Annotated in this window: 11 protein-coding genes and 1 pseudogene; 8 read left to right on the top strand and 4 right to left on the bottom strand. The window is 61.4% G+C overall.

The window, feature by feature from the left end; all coding sequences use genetic code 11:
* Positions 1-147 precede the first annotated feature (147 nt).
* The gene (locus tag PLL20_06410) at positions 148-1,140 is read right to left on the bottom strand and encodes a L,D-transpeptidase (protein ID HPD29607.1); all 993 of its coding nucleotides are present in this window, start codon (positions 1,138-1,140) and stop codon (positions 148-150) included.
* A 29-nt stretch (positions 1,141-1,169) separates the two neighbouring features.
* Positions 1,170-2,225, bottom strand: coding sequence for a hypothetical protein (locus tag PLL20_06405; protein ID HPD29606.1), 1,056 nt, complete (start codon positions 2,223-2,225; stop codon positions 1,170-1,172).
* Between the two features lie 160 nt (positions 2,226-2,385).
* Between PLL20_06405 and PLL20_06400 the strand changes: the two genes are divergently transcribed.
* From PLL20_06400 to carB, 4 genes are all read left to right on the top strand, one after another.
* Entirely contained in the window at positions 2,386-3,240 is an 855-nt protein-coding gene (locus PLL20_06400; protein ID HPD29605.1) for a carboxypeptidase regulatory-like domain-containing protein, read from the top strand.
* 49 nt (positions 3,241-3,289) lie between these two features.
* Entirely contained in the window at positions 3,290-3,868 is a 579-nt protein-coding gene (locus tag PLL20_06395; protein HPD29604.1) for a CAP domain-containing protein, read from the top strand.
* 48 nt (positions 3,869-3,916) lie between these two features.
* Positions 3,917-4,495 (top strand): CAP domain-containing protein, encoded by a 579-nt coding sequence (locus PLL20_06390; protein HPD29603.1) that lies wholly within the window; start codon positions 3,917-3,919, stop codon positions 4,493-4,495.
* Between the two features lie 194 nt (positions 4,496-4,689).
* A complete protein-coding gene (carB, locus tag PLL20_06385) occupies positions 4,690-8,397 on the top strand; it encodes a carbamoyl-phosphate synthase large subunit (GenBank protein HPD29602.1) in 3,708 nt (1,235 codons plus the stop codon).
* Between the two features lie 517 nt (positions 8,398-8,914).
* Here the strand turns inward: carB and PLL20_06380 are convergent.
* Together PLL20_06380 and PLL20_06375 are read right to left on the bottom strand one after the other, a co-directional pair.
* Positions 8,915-10,309 (bottom strand): hypothetical protein, encoded by a 1,395-nt coding sequence (locus PLL20_06380; GenBank protein HPD29601.1) that lies wholly within the window; start codon positions 10,307-10,309, stop codon positions 8,915-8,917.
* A gap of 52 nt (positions 10,310-10,361) precedes the next feature.
* The gene (locus PLL20_06375; protein HPD29600.1) at positions 10,362-11,912 is read right to left on the bottom strand and encodes a hypothetical protein; all 1,551 of its coding nucleotides are present in this window, start codon (positions 11,910-11,912) and stop codon (positions 10,362-10,364) included.
* A 205-nt stretch (positions 11,913-12,117) separates the two neighbouring features.
* On the opposite strand from PLL20_06375, the gene PLL20_06370 reads away from it, so the two are divergent.
* The 4 genes and pseudogenes from PLL20_06370 to PLL20_06355 all read left to right on the top strand — a co-directional run bounded on the left by PLL20_06370 (position 12,118) and on the right by PLL20_06355 (position 14,704).
* Entirely contained in the window at positions 12,118-12,477 is a 360-nt protein-coding gene (locus PLL20_06370) for a four helix bundle protein (GenBank protein HPD29599.1), read from the top strand.
* A gap of 112 nt (positions 12,478-12,589) precedes the next feature.
* Positions 12,590-13,642 carry a tRNA-dihydrouridine synthase gene (locus PLL20_06365; protein ID HPD29598.1) on the top strand — a complete coding sequence of 351 codons (1,053 nt, stop codon included), beginning with the start codon at positions 12,590-12,592 and terminating at the stop codon, positions 13,640-13,642.
* 34 nt (positions 13,643-13,676) lie between these two features.
* Positions 13,677-14,021, top strand: a pseudogene (locus PLL20_06360) (four helix bundle protein).
* A gap of 104 nt (positions 14,022-14,125) precedes the next feature.
* The gene (locus tag PLL20_06355) at positions 14,126-14,704 is read left to right on the top strand and encodes a nuclear transport factor 2 family protein (GenBank protein ID HPD29597.1); all 579 of its coding nucleotides are present in this window, start codon (positions 14,126-14,128) and stop codon (positions 14,702-14,704) included.
* The last annotated feature ends 395 nt before the right edge of the window (positions 14,705-15,099 follow it).

Raw genomic sequence — 15,099 nt, 5'->3', positions numbered from 1 at the left:
TCAACTCTGGTTCTATGGCTCGCTGCCCAATCTGAAGACATGGAGATGAAGCTCCGTGCCTCACCCGAAGACCTAGGGGATGAACCCCTCGGCTCGTCAAGATCGCGGCTACGAGCCTCTCCCACCGAATCCTGAACCCTGAACCCTCTACTGCACCTTCTGTGCCGCCTCGCTCGGTGTGTCAACGAACTTCACCGGTGTTCCGGCCTTGACCATCTTGGCCAGCCGTAGCGCATCCCAGTTGGTCAGCCTGAAGCAGCCGTGAGAACCGGTCTTGCCGATCATTTCGGGATTTGGCGAGCCGTGCATGCCCACGCCCGGCAGGGTCAACTGGATCCAACAGCGGCCGACCGGGTTTCGCGGCCCTGGCGGAATGGTCAGCTTGCTGGTGATCTTCTCGGTCACCTCAGGCCACATCTTGGGATCGAACGTGTACTCCGGATCGGTGGCGATGAACTCGACCTCGGCACTGCCCGACGGCAGCTTGGCCTTGCTGGCCGCGATGGAGCAGTGAAACAGCCCCGCCAGTTGCTTGTCACGATCAATAACCCGAATGATCTTGTCGTTGAGGTTGACTTCGAGTTGTGTCGCCTGCGGCAGACGTGCGGAACTGGCGATGGCCGGGCCGATGTACTTGTCGCCGGGCTTGAGGTTGCTGAGTTTCTTGCCCGGGTTGAGCCGCTGGAGCAGTCCTCGCGTGCAGTGGCATTTCTCGGCCAGAGCCTCTTCCAGATCGCTGTAGCCCAACAGGCTCTTCTTGCTCTTGGCCACCCAGCTATGGGGTACCGGATCAACCTCCTTAAGATCGGCCGATTCGATGGTGTAGAGGATGAGCGCCCCATCCGGATCGACCTTGAGAGCCTCGGCGGTCGCCTTGTCCAATTCACCGGTCTTGGGCAGTCCCTTAACCCGCTGAAATTCCCAGGTGGCGATCTTCGTCTTGCGTCCGGGGTTACCGTCGATCAATCCGGGTGAGAAGCCGACGTTTTCCAGTGCAACCTGCCAGGCGATATTCCGCCGAAGGCTTGACTCGCTTTCCTGAGCGATGGCGGGCCTGAGTGTCACACAGCCGCTGATGCAGGCGGTTGCGATCAGAAAGTGGTATACTGTCCCGACATATCTGTACGTTTGAGGAAGCATGTGACCTCCTTGTCCTCGCGCGATCGCAACTATTCCCTGCGGGCCGGGGCGGTTGCTGGGGCGTCAGGCGATTGTATCTGACCGGCCACTGAAGGGCCAGCCATCGATCGGGCCCAACTCTCATATTCGGCAAGACAATCCTCCGGACTGATGAACTTCTTCCAGACTGCCCGGGCGCGGTAACCGTATTCACGGTCCTGTTCGACGGGGTGGATGACATACTGGAAATCCCAGGCCGGCCGGGGGAACTTATCGAGCTTGAATTTGAACAGGCTGAACCGCAGCTCGTCGGCCGGGGTATACGCCCGGTCGAACATGAGAATATATGTCATGCCCTTGGCTGCCCGACCATAGTAGAAGGGCTTGCTGAACCGGGGGTACTCGTAGCTCCAACTGTTGAGCCGAAACCTCAGATCGTCGTCGCGGGGCAAATCCTTTGCCTGGACGTGCCGCCACGTTCCGCCATGATTGTGGTCGGGATGGCCGGGCGGGGCATCGACCCGGATCCATTCCTCCCGACCGTCTCGCCGTTCGATCCCGCGGAAGTTAATCGCCACGTCTTCGACGTCGTTCATGTAGTTGGCCCAGAAGAGAATCGCGTACCGATGTCTGCCGAACAGCGAGGCGTCGGCCGGACGGCATCTGAACTCGAAATCAATGTAGTGGGGCGGCGTCACCGTGTATTTCATCGTACTGGCCATGGCCCAGGGGTCATCTGCCGCATTCCGCACCAGCATGACCGATCGGCCGTCCGGCAACGTGTACAGGCGATAAGGCCCGTGTCGCGGAGTGAAAGCATTGTGCGGGTTCTCATGTCCCGCAATGATGTGCTCGAAGTTCAAACCGGCCGCCGCTCCCTTGCTGTCAGGGTCGAAGGCGTTGAAGCCCGGCGCGTCCTTCACGTTGATGAGCGACGCAATGCCGCTGAGCACGCCGGGCGACTCGGAGTTGTCCAGAAAGACGACGTCGAGATCGCCGGCGCGTATGTGGGCGGATTTCGCCGAATCGCCGGCGGGGCGGGTCGAGACCTCACTCGCAGGGTCGGCCTCACAACAGCATAGGACAACCAGCATTTGGAGCAACATGTCAGCCCTCCCGACGTCCGGCCGATTCATTCCCTCATCGCATAACCATGCTATCACACGGCCGTGAATCGGACGACGGGCGGAACGCTCCATCTCCACCTGAAATCAAACACCCGTGTCAAGTCTTGCTCCTGGAATCCGCTGCGATACAATCCTACCCATGCGTCAGGGACAAGAAGGTGAGGGCAAGGGGACTTGCGACGCCCTGATGGGCCGCGACCAGGCAGTCAGTCGCCGCGAACTGCTGGCGTCGCTCGCCGTGGCGGTCTCGGCCCGGGCGGCCTTGGCGGCGGTCGGCACTTCACGGCCCGCAAGCCGACCGGCAGACACGATACCGTGGGACGACCCGCCGACTGATGCAGTCCTCGGTCGAGTCCTTTACGACGGTACGCCTCCGGTTCTTGCGCCGGTCGACTGTAGCGCCGACCCCAACTGCGCCGCCCTCTACCGCCACAACCCGCTCCTGCCGGAGGACCTGGTGGTGAGTAAGACCGGCGGGTTGGCTCATGTCTTCGTGTCGGTGAAACACGGGTTGGATCCGGGTCGCCGATGGCCCGTGCCCGATCGACCGGTGATCCTGGATCAAAAGGGCTGCCTCTACATTCCCCACGTGTTCGGCGTCATGGCCGGCCAGCCGCTCCAGATCCTCAACAGCAGCAAGATCAACGAGGTTCCGCACGGATACCCCAAACGTAACCCGGAGTTCAGTTTCACTCTGCCCAAGCGCGGCATGAGTAAGACCGTCGTGCTCAACGAGCCGGAAGTGTTTCGCATCGGCTGTGACGTGCATCCGTGGGAAACGGCGTGGTGCCACGTGATGGCCCACCCGTTCTTTGCGGTGACCGACACCGAGGGGCGGTTCATGATCCGCGGTCTGCCGGCCGGCGAGTACGAATTGGAGTTATGGCACGAGCATGCCACGCTGGGTACGCTGACCAGGAGCGTTCGCATCGAGGCGGGTCGGGCGGCTTGGCTTGAAGAAGTCAGGTGGTCGCCGTTGCAGCAACGGCAGTAGCGTGGAAACAGAGAATCGCGTCTTCTTGGGCGTCTGGAGAGGTCGACAGATGAGGCAGTTGATTCGCATTGCGCCGGTAGCGGGGCTCTTCGCCCTGTGGTGTGCGGGCTTGGCCGGCTGCACCGGCTTCGATCTGCCCTCTTCTGACGGTGGCGACTGGTGGGATCCGGGCGATGGTGGAGGAGGGGGCGGCGGCGTCGAGTCCGGTTATTGCGAGCCTGTCGGAGCGCCCGATACGGCCGTTCAGCAATTGATGTTCGAAGCGATCAATACATATCGACTGGCCAACGGTCTTGACGAACTGCTCTATTCCGATACCCTGGAAGAGGCTGCGGACTTCCAGGCCCAAGACATGTATGCCCGTAGCTTCTTCGACCATACCAACCCCGACGGCGAGGGCCCGATGGACCGCGCGGTCGCGGCCGGATTCTGTCGTCCGAGGCTGGTCGGTGAAAACATCGCTTATGGACAACAATCGGTGAACGAGGTGCAGGTGGGCTGGCAGAATAGTCCCGGCCACAATGCCAACATGCTCAGGGCCGACTTCGTCTTTGTCGGCATGGGACACTACACCGCCCCGATCGGGACGCAGTATTGGGTCCAGCTTTTCGGAACACCCTTCGAGTAGGCCTCGCGGGGGGTTGTTCGGCGGGCATGTGCCCGCGGGAGAACAAAGATGATGCGATTACTGACAGGCTTGCTCTGGCGGACCTCGGCTGTCGTGTTGCTTGTGTCCTTACCCGCCTGTGTTGGCGGTCTTCCGCTGCCGGGTATCGGAGGGTTTCCGGACGTTCTTGGTGACGATGCCAATGATCCCGGCGCGGGCGCATCGGGCTATTGCGAGCCGATCGGTACCCCGGACACGAGTACTCAGCAGCAGATGCTGAATGCTTTGAACAATTATCGTCTTGCGAATGGACTTGGGATACTGATGTATTCCGACTCGCTCGAACAGGCCGCACAGGCACACGCGCAGGATATGCATGCCCGCAACTTCTTCGACCATACCAATCCCGACGGCAAAACCTCATTCGACCGCGCTGTGGCCGCCGGCTTCTGCAGTCCCTTGATGGTCGGCGAGAACATCGCTTATGGCCAGCAGTCCGTGGCCGACGTTCAGGCCGGTTGGGAAGGCAGCCCGGGTCACAACGCTAATATGCTCCACACTGGTTACGCGTTTGTCGGCATGGGGCACTATGTCTCCTTCCTGGGGGAGCATTACTGGGTACAAGTCTTTGGCACCACCTTCGAGTAGACATGCCCCAAAGGCACCCTCGCCCAACCGGTCATGGATCCCTACTGGCCGGCGTTCCCGCCGCGAGTCGCTTTCGTTGAGAGTTTCGGCTATCCTTTGGCTTTCAACGGTTATCGCCGGACGCCTGAAACGGGCCGCTTGCGGCGCGGCATGGGGATCCCTGTGATGGGCCGGCGACCGATCGGGAAGCGTAAATGCCTAAGCGACAGGATCTTAAGTGTGTAATGATCATCGGCTCCGGCCCGATCATCATCGGGCAGGGCTGTGAGTTTGATTACTCCGGGACCCAGGCATGCAAGGCCCTTCGCGAGGAGGGCATTCGCGTTGTTCTTCTCAACAGCAACCCGGCGACCATCATGACCGACCCGGAGATGGCCGACCGGGTCTACATCGAGCCGATCACGCCGGAGGCCATCGACAAGGTCCTGGCAATGGAAAAGGCTCGCGGCACGCCCGTAGATGCGCTGCTTCCTACCCTCGGCGGCCAGACGGGTTTGAACTGCGCGGTGCGCGCGGCAGATGCGGGCATCCTCGGCAAGCACGGCGTGCAGCTCATCGGCGCGGATCAGAAAGCCATCCACAAAGCCGAAGACCGTACCGAATTCAAGAACGCGATGCTCCGCATCGGTCTCGATGTGCCGCGATCCGGGATCGCCCATTCGTGGCAAGAGGCCCGGGAGGTGCTCAAGGAGATCGGCTTGCCGGTGGTCATCCGCCCGGCATACACACTCGGCGGGACCGGCGGAGGATTTGCCACCACTCCCACGGAGTTCGAGACCATCTGCAAGCGCGGGCTCGAATACTCGCTCAATAGCGAAATCCTCATCGAAGAAAGTTGCCTCGGCTGGAAGGAATACGAACTCGAGGTCATGCGCGACCGCGCGGACAACGTGGTCATCATCTGCTCCATCGAGAACTTCGACCCCATGGGCGTACACACCGGCGATTCAATCACCGTTGCTCCGGCCCAGACGCTGACCGACAAGGAATACCAGCGCATGCGGGACGCGGCGATCAAGATCATCCGCGAGATCGGCGTCGAGACCGGCGGGTCGAACATCCAGTTCGCCGTGCATCCCAAGACCGGCCGAATGGTTGTGATCGAGATGAACCCGCGCGTCTCGCGAAGCTCCGCCCTGGCCAGCAAGGCCACCGGCTACCCGATCGCCCGAATCGCCGCAAAACTCGCCATCGGCTACACCCTGGACGAGATCCCCAACGACATCACCAGGAAAACGCCGGCCAGTTTCGAGCCGACCATCGACTACTGCGTGGTCAAAATCCCACGCTGGACGTTCGAGAAATTCCCCGAGGCCGACGAGACCCTGACCACCCAGATGAAGAGCGTCGGCGAGGCCATGTCCATCGGCCGCACGTTCAAAGAAGCGCTCCAGAAGGGCATTCGTTCGATGGAGATCAAGCGCTTCGGCCTGGGCCTGGACGCCAACGACAAGTGGCTGGCGGCCATGCAGGCCTCCGAAAGCGCCTGGCGGCGTGAGGCCGAAACACCCGGCGAGCCCGAGCCGCTCAAAGGCTGGCGCAAGGGCGAAGCTCCGGCCGACACCGTGGAACAGAGTGCTCAGAAGTATCCGATTCCTTTCCCGGTACTTCGCGACAAGTTGTCTCGCCCGTGCCAGGGCCGCCTCTACTACATCCGCTACGCCCTTAAGATGGGCTGGAGCGTCGAGAAGATCTACGAACTCAGCCACATCGATCCATGGTTCCTGGAGAACATCAAGGAGCTGGTGGAGTTCGAGGATGAGTTGATCACGCTCGCTCAGGAGGGCAGAGACGATCTGAAGAGACTCTTCGAAGATTGTGCCCGAGCTCAGGCCGAGTATGACCAACACGGCATGAGGCGCTCGCCGGCAACCGATGATGTTGCTGCCAGACTCTCTGCCGGGTCCTCTCTTGCGGTGTTTGAGCGGCTTCGCCAGGTCGTCCGTCAGGCCAAGCAATGGGGCTACTCGAATGTGCAACTGGCGACGGTATTCAACGTTCCCCATGTGCAGGTGCGTGCGTTCTGCAGATATGGCGGCCTTGAGCCCGTCTACAAGCTGGTAGACACCTGCGCGGCGGAATTCGAGGCCGAGACACCGTACTACTACTCGTCTCACGAGAATCCACCGGCCACGTTGGGCAAGATGGATGTTACCTCCGTGGAGCATGGAGGAAATCGGCAATGCTCCGAGCGTCTTGTTGCTTTCGCTGAACACGACGACGAAATCCGCGTCAGCGAACGGCAGAAAGTCATTGTACTCGGCGGTGGGCCGAACCGTATCGGGCAGGGCATCGAGTTCGATTATTGCTGCGTGCATGCCGTTTTCACCGCCCGCGACATGGGCTATGAGACGGTGATGATCAACTCGAACCCCGAGACGGTCTCGACTGACTACGACACGAGCGACCTGTTGTTCTTCGAGCCGCTGACGCATGAGGACGTATTGAACATCTGCGAACGTCTGAACGGCAGGCCGTTCATCCCTTTGACCCCCCCGTCCCCCCCTTGCCAAGGGGGGGCCAGGGGGGGTGGGCTCGTCAAAGGTGTCATCGTCCAGTTCGGCGGCCAGACGCCGCTGAACCTGGCCCAGGGGCTCAAGGATGCCGGCGTGCCGATCTTGGGCACCTCGCCCGAGAGTATCCACTTGGCCGAGGACCGCGAGGCCTTTGCCGGCGTGCTCAACGAACTGGGTCTGCGCCAGCCGGAGAACGGAATCGCTTATGACCTGGAAGGTGCCAAGGAGATCGCCAGACGCATCGGCTACCCGGTGCTGGTGCGGCCGTCGTACGTGCTGGGCGGTCGGGCGATGGAGAAGTGTCACTTGGAAGAAGACCTGGTGCGTTACATGGACAAGGCCCTGCAAGCCACCGACCGTATGGCCGGCAGCGGCAAGGCTCACCCCATCCTCATCGATCGATTCCTCAGCGAAGCCACCGAGGTCGACGTCGACTGCATCTGCGACGGAAAAAAAGCGGTGGTTTGCGGCGTGATGGAGCACATCGAGGAGGCCGGCATCCACAGCGGCGACAGTGCATGCGCCCTCCCCCCCTACGCGCTGAGCCCGGCCATCATCGATGAGATCAAGCAGCAGACAGAGCGGCTCGCCATGCGGATCGGTGTCTGCGGCCTGATGAACGTGCAATACGCAGTGAAGGATGACGTGGTCTACGTACTGGAGGTCAACCCGCGGGCCTCTCGAACCGTGCCCTTCGTCAGCAAGGCCACCGGCGTGCCCTGGGCAAAACTGGCCACCGAAGTAATGCTCGGCAAATCGCTCGACCAGGTGATGAGGCAGCGCGGCCTGACCGATGCTCCCTGGCCCAGACACATTTCAGTCAAAGAGTCGGTCTTCCCGTTCAGCAAGTTCCCCGGTGTGGATTGCGTTCTCGGCCCCGAGATGCGCAGCACCGGCGAGGTTATGGGTATCGACTACTCGTTCGGCCTGGCGTTTGCCAAGTCGCAGATGGCGGCCGGCACGGCCCTGCCAACAAGCGGCACCGTGCTCATCAGCGTCAACGACCACGACAAACCGCTGATCGTGCCGATCGCCCGTGAGTTCAAGGAGATGGGCTTTCGGATCGTCTCGACCCGCAAGACCCGCGATACGCTGCTCGCCGCCGGCATCGAGGCGGACCTGGTATCGAAAATACAGGATCCCGCCGGTCCCTATCTGATCGACATGATCAATGCCGGGCAGATCGGCCTGCTGATCAACACCCCGGTTTTCTTCGGCAGCGCAGCCACCGAAAGCCGCATCCGCTCCGCGGCCGTCATGCACAACATCCCTCTGGTCACCACCATGACCGGCGCCCGGGCGGTCGTTCAGGCCATCCGGGCCCTCCGCGAAGGCGATTGGACCGTCCGGGCACTGCAGGACTATCACCGTCAGCCGGTCGGCTGACCGTGCGGTCCGGGCGGCGAGGGGCTCGTCATCTGAGGCTGAGCTGCCGGGAAAACCGTGCTTGTTGAGCGAGGTCTTATTCTCCCCCGCCCCGCATCCCACGTCCCATGCCGACATGTTGTCGGCGCACAAACGCGTATCGCCGGGATGAAACACCCCTCAGGGCATCTCATCCCGGCGATCCCGCGGGAGGAGGAAAGACGAAAGAAAGTACTTGCTGTCTGTATGCTCTGCCCTACATCTGATTATACGCCTGCCGGCGGCCTCGGTTCGCATTCTTCCACAATAATCTGGTCCAATATAAAGCCTGCCCGAGAGCTGTGGCGCGTGTTTCAAGGCCGTGGCAGACGCTTCCCCCCGTTTCCCTGGGATTCGGAAATCCCAACATCGGGCCGTCCCACACCGAAGACACCGCAGAACCCTGATCTTTCGTGCTCCGCAGCGAGGGACCGAGTCTGTACAGGGACGCTGGTCTGGTGATAGGCCCCGCGAACGCTTGGGGTTCTCAAAAAGATTCTCACGCGTTGGCGAAGCGAGTCTGGCGCAGGGCTCTGACCAGGCGGATGGCGGCGAAGAGGAAGACGACGGCCGGGAGGGCGCAGATCGCAGCACCAGAGGCATAGTGTGCGATTGTGCCGGCCCAACTGTAGTGGTACGTGGCCATGTTCCACTGGAAACGTTCCTTCAATACGTAGACGATCAACATCGACGCATCGACTGCCAAGAGAATCGGAACCGCCCACGCCGACCAGTAGAAAACCACCGTGGCCGGAGTCCTCAACGATCGGTGTCCGGACAATCGACCCAATAGCACCAGCAGGGAGAGAAAGAGCAGAATACCAACGGGTATGGCTGTCGCTGCGACCGCGGCCTTTCCCAGGTGTCGCAGTGCATAGTCCGGGCGCCAGAGGAGCACCTCGATGATCCCGAACGGTACGACGAGCGGCAACGATGCCAGACACATCCATATGGCAAACCGTCTCGCTGCCGGGTAGTCGGTCCGCACGGTCGTCCGGCGGTAGAAGTCGGTACGGAGAGAGGCCCAACACGTTCTGAGAAAGGCCCTTGGCCGAGATGCAAGCCGATGGGCGGCGGCCCAACTCGTCGGCCTGCGTCGCTCCGGCAGTGAATACGCGATCGCCGCACCGCACTCGGGGCAGTTGTCGGTCGACTTCAGCCCGGTTAAGGCATAGCCGCACGTCTCACACAATGGCCGGCGCGGCTTCCAGGCTGGTCCCTCTGTCGGTCCGGCGTAACGAAGGCCGCTCCGCAGCCAGATCCAAACGAACCACAAGACGTATAGACCGATGGCACCCGCCCATAGCTCGTCGAGCTGCTCTCGGGTGTAATCGAGAAGCTCAATTGCCTGGAAAGCGATCCCCAAGACCGGCAGAGACGTCGTGGACCACAACGTCAGTTTCACACTTCGCGAGAACAGCAGTTGGCCGCGCTCCCCCGCGGTTGCATAGGGCATCAGCAGACATGCCAGCAGGATCAGCCCGGCCTCTACGGCGACTGCCATGGCCAGTCCAATCGCCAAGTCCGCACCGCCACCGACCCAGCCGTTTACGCCGAATTCTGGGTTGCCGGCCAGCAGGGTGCCCAGCACGGCCATTGGAGCCCGGGCAATCTGCGAGATGGTCGGGTCCGGCCAGAGTGCCTCCGTTTCATGCCCGGAGGTCCGCCCGGTCAGATAGGCCGCCCAGCCGAACATCGGAGTCCAGTAAGCGACCGTCATGCAGCCCAGCCCGTACACCACCCAGACAAGATGCGCGACAATCACACCCGGCCATCGTACGGCCGCAAAGTGCGGTCCCATCCGCTTCGGCAGGAGCCAGAAAAGTGGAACCAAGACCACCGCCAACGGCCAGGGGATCCACAGGGCCCGCACAGGCTTCGGCGGTGTTTGCAACGGCCAGAACTCCGGCAGAACAGCCTGTCCGGACGGCGAAACGGGTGCTGTTTCAGTAGTCGCTGTCACCGGTTGCCCTTGTTGTTGTGCCGGCGGGGACGAGGAACCATTCATTGAACGTTGCGGGTTGCCGTGTCTTGTGGATGAGGAGGTCCAGGAGCTCGCCACTGTTCGCATCCCGTTCCACACCACCGTCGTCCTTTCCGTCCTCCCACACCGAGTACAGCCGGTAGTCTCCCTCAGTCTCGCGTTTGTATCGGAGCGGTCTGCCCGCGCCAGGGTCTATTGGCAGCGCCTCAAGATAGCGGGGTACCATTTCCTCCAATGCCTCTGGAAACCGGCCGTGGTCGTTCCGGTAGGCCGCAAGAGCGAGAACCGTGATGGTGCCATCGACCCACATCTCGTCTCGCTCCGTCCGCCAGCGTATCCTCCACGACCAGTCTTGTCCTTGACTCGCCTTGAACGGCAGCGTCGGATCCCAGCTCTGCCAGCCCCTGCTATGTCTGCTTATTGATGAGGGTGGCGGTGTGGGTGTATCGATCGCCACAAGCTGATTGCGGCAATAGTCGTCCAGCCGATTCTTCGCCTGTTCGCGATTATCATAGAACGGCGAGAGAAGGTTCAGCAGGCCAAGCGACGGGTGATCGGCGATCTCGGGACAGCAGTAGGTGGGAACGAACCATCCGCCGTCGCGGTCATCCCCAGTGTACATCTGGTTGGCGAAGTCCCGCAGAAGAAGATGATCGCTTCTCAGCATGGTCTCGGCCAGTTGCCTGGGATCGCGTCGCTGGGTACCGACCAGATTCTGCAACCGGCGGAGTTGGACGTTGTCCAGCTTCATCTCCTCAGGCCAATGAGTCATTTCCCACAATGCCATACAACGACATGCCGTGCCGACCATCATGCTGAGGGCTCTTTGGTCGTCCTCCAGGCCCGAGGCCAGATTGAGAACTGTCCGGATATCACTCAGGGCGCTGTCGAGATCGTTTCGCTCGGCCATGGCCCGGCGTGCTCGGACGGTCAGCGTCCTTGCCGCCTCCCGGCAACTGCTCAACATTGTGAAGCCGAATCTGGCCTGCGAGATGCAAAAGGGCTTGCCACTGAGTTCGACGATTCGATCGAGGGTTGCCTTTGTAGTCGCCAGATCGAGATATCTGACGATCTCCGTAAGATGGTAGCGCGTGGTCGGGTTCCATTCCCCGTCCAGCGCCACTGCGGTCCACAAATCGATCGAATCGGACTTCGCCGATCGCCGCTGGACTGGTTGGCCCTTTCGCCAGGCCTCGTAGTCTTCTCCTTCCATCCATTCCATGCCGGCCGGCGCTGTGGTCGGGGCTGGGAAGGTTGTTGGTGTCGCCGTCAGCGTGGTCAGGGCGTTAGCGAGTTGCACAGAAACATCGACAGCCGGATCCGGAATAGCCAAGCCGGCGTCGGACCAGCCTCCGGCGATGTACGGCGCGGCCGGCCGTGTGGTCATCCGCGTATACGCGAAGTACCCGAACCACGGCACCAGCACGACGGCCAGCACCAAACGAACCCACCACCGCCGGCGGTCGAACCAGTCGCGGACGAGATTCAGCGGATAGGGGGCGTAGGGGGTCATGGTTGCTCCTGATAGAGCATACCGCCTGTGTTGGGGGGGGCAACTGTGAGGAGAGAATTGGCTGTTAGTCCCTTCCGTCGCAACTGGTGCGCATTTTGCGCGCATGTTTCTGGATCGCAGAGCGGTTGGGTTGCGGCCTGCAAAAAGGCGGTCCGCCTTAGTCTGTTAGACTCTCGGTGAAGCAGGCAATCTGGAGGTTAGTTCCTTGCGAGATCACACCAAGGTCAAGGTATTCCAGGCGGCGGACAGGTTAGCCATCCTTGTGTACAAGATGACGCGGACCTTCCCACGAGAGGAACAGTCTGGCCTGACCTCGCAGATGAGACGAGCCGCGGTCTCCGTCCCGTCAAACATCGTGGAGGGATGTGCGCGGCCGACGGAGGCCAACTACATTCGCTTTTTGGGCACCTCATTTGCCTCCCTTCGTGAACTGCAGTACCAGGGTTCGCTGGTCCATCGTCTGGGCTACTGCAAGGACGACGCCCGTCAGGCCTTTGACGCACTCTGTACCGAGGTATCCAAGATGCTCGGCGCGATGATCCGCTCTTTGCGGAGCGAGCAGTGATGGTTCTTCTGTTCGTCTGAGCGACTATAAGGTCCAACGATCTTGCACTGGCCTAACAGCCCAACAGTCCAACAGCCTAACAGTCTTTCTTGGTTCCGGATAAAATCCATACATGCTTCGCATTGGCTCGCTCACACTCGAGTTCCCCGTCATCCAGGCCGCTCTGAGCGGTTACAGCGATCTGCCCATGCGTCGGGTGGCGCGGATGCTGGGCGCGTCCTACATGCTCAGCGAGGTGGTGCTCGATCGGCTGGTGATCCAAAAGGGTCGCAAGCGCCGGACGATTACCACCGTTCATCCTGACGATCATCCTGTCGGCGGGCAGCTCATGGGGGCCGAGCCGAACGCCTTTGCCCAGGCAGCGGACGCCTTGGTGCAGGCCGGCTACGACGTGGTGGACATCAACTTCGCTTGTCCGGTCAGAAAGGTCCTCGGCCGTTGCCGCGGCGGCTATCTGCTCTCGGACCCGGAAACGGCGCTGGCGATCGTGCGGGCAGTCGTTGAAGCCGTCGATCATCGCCGGCCGGTGACGCTCAAAATGCGGCGCGGCATGGACGACACGCCCGAGAGCGAACGCAAGTTCTTCACCATTCTCGACGGGGCCTTTGCCGCCGGCATCGATGCGGTGACGGTGCACCCGCGCACCGTTCGCCAGCGCTATGTCGGCCCGAGTCAGTGGCCTTTCCTCAAACGAGTCAAGCAGCACGTTGGCGACAGGGTCGTCATTGGTAGCGGTGACCTGTTTTGCGCCGAGGATTGTATCCGCATGATGGCCGAGACCGGCGTCGACGGAGTGGCCGTTGCCCGAGGCTGCATCGGCAACCCGTGGATTTTCCGCGAATGTCGCGAACTGCTGGCCGGCCGTCCGATCCCGCCGGCTCCGTCGGTTCCCGAGCAGGGGGAGGTCATCGCCCGCCACTATGCCTGGACGGCCGAAGTCTACGGCGACAAGATCGCCGGGAAGATGATGCGCAAGTTCGGCATCAAGTACAGCGAGCTTCATCCCATGGACCGCGAGGTGCGCGACGCCTTTATCGCCGCCAGGACCCGTGTCGACTTCCAGGCCGTCCTGACACAATGGTATGATCCGGCCCGCGACTGGCCGCCGGGTGTCCGCCGAACCGGTCCGGGACATCTGGTGGCAGCGGGAGCGAGGATGGGGTAATTGGTCTGTTGGTGGGGGGTAATGAGTATCGAATATGCGAGATCACACCACACTTCAGGCATTCCAGGAAGCTGATGAGTTGGCCGTCCTCATCTACAGGGCAACCAAGCCTTTTCCTCGAGAGGAGCAGTTTGGGCTCACTGCCCAGATGAGGCGAGCCGCTGTGTCTGTGCCTTCAAACATAGTCGAAGACTGCGCTCGACAGAGTCAGGCCGACTTCGTCCGGTTCCTGGATACAGCGTTCGCGTCTTTGCGGGAATTGCACTACCAAGCGTCTCTGTCTCGCCTTCTGGGATACCTGGATCAAAAGCGTTTCTGTGCTCTCGATGCCCAGTGTACGAAGGTCTCAAAGCTCTTGGCTGGACTAATCCGCTCCATGCACAACCGGCGATGTGCAACGAACGCAAACGCGCCAGCAGACCAACAGACCAACAGACTAACAGACCAACAGACCAGTACACCAATGACCTTTGGAGCCCAATCGTGTCCTTCCTCACCCGCATCCTCTTCGAAGACCTCGCCGTCCTGCTCATCATCGAGTTTCTCGTGCTCATGTCCGTGCTGGCCGTCCATCGGCAGCGCATGACACCCCGCACCCGTCGGGCCGTGTGGATCACACTGGGTTGCTGCGCGGCTTTCATTACCCTCAACCATCTGGTGACCACCGACAGCGAGCGGATCGTCCAAACCGTCTCGGCCATCGCCAAGGCTGTCGACGAGGGTGACGTGCCCGCGATTGCGAATCATCTGGACGACGAGTTTCACTACCGCAACTGGGACAAGGACGGCTTCGTGGCCGAGCTGAACGGCAAACTTCAGCAATGGCGGATCGACGAGGCCAAGGTGGGGCGGTTCGAGATCCGGATCGAAGGTGATGCGGCCACCGCTTCCTTCCGGGCGTCCTGCGACTGGAGGGGTGCCAGCGACGCGCAGGCCGGCGTAGCCAGCACCTGGACGCTGGAGCTGATCCGCCGGCCCGGCGGATGGAAGTTGCGACGCGTCGTCAGCGCCAAGGTTGGCCCGGGATACAAGCTCGACCTGAACGAAGTGTGGCACTACTGATCGATCACTCGGCACCCCTGGAAAGGGCTGTGTGCCATTGCTCTGCGAGCAGTGCTGACGGGCGGGCGGCGACACGGCAGTGCCGCACGACGGCACTTGCCCGCTCCGCGAACCACCGCAATCTGGTGGATGCACCGTCGTGCGAGGGTGCATGCCGTTTTCGGTGGCGTTGTGAAAGTAGGGCATGGTCGAAATCCGCACAGCGGATGAGACCTGCCGATAATTCCGGCCGTTCTCGGCAGGTCTCGGTCGCTGAAGCGACCTCGACACTGCCGCACTCGCAGCGGGCATGGGCACACGTGCCAGCGTTTCAGGGATGCGCCCTCATGCGAAGATCTCCGATTTTCCGGCCGTTGCCACATGGCCGGAACCGGGGGTACAATAAGAGTTTCTTT

The organism is Phycisphaerae bacterium (assembly GCA_035384605.1).
Lineage (GTDB): Bacteria > Planctomycetota > Phycisphaerae > UBA1845 > PWPN01 > JAUCQB01.
Note: the sequence above shows the minus strand (reverse complement) of the source record. Positions and strands in the feature narration are given on the sequence as shown.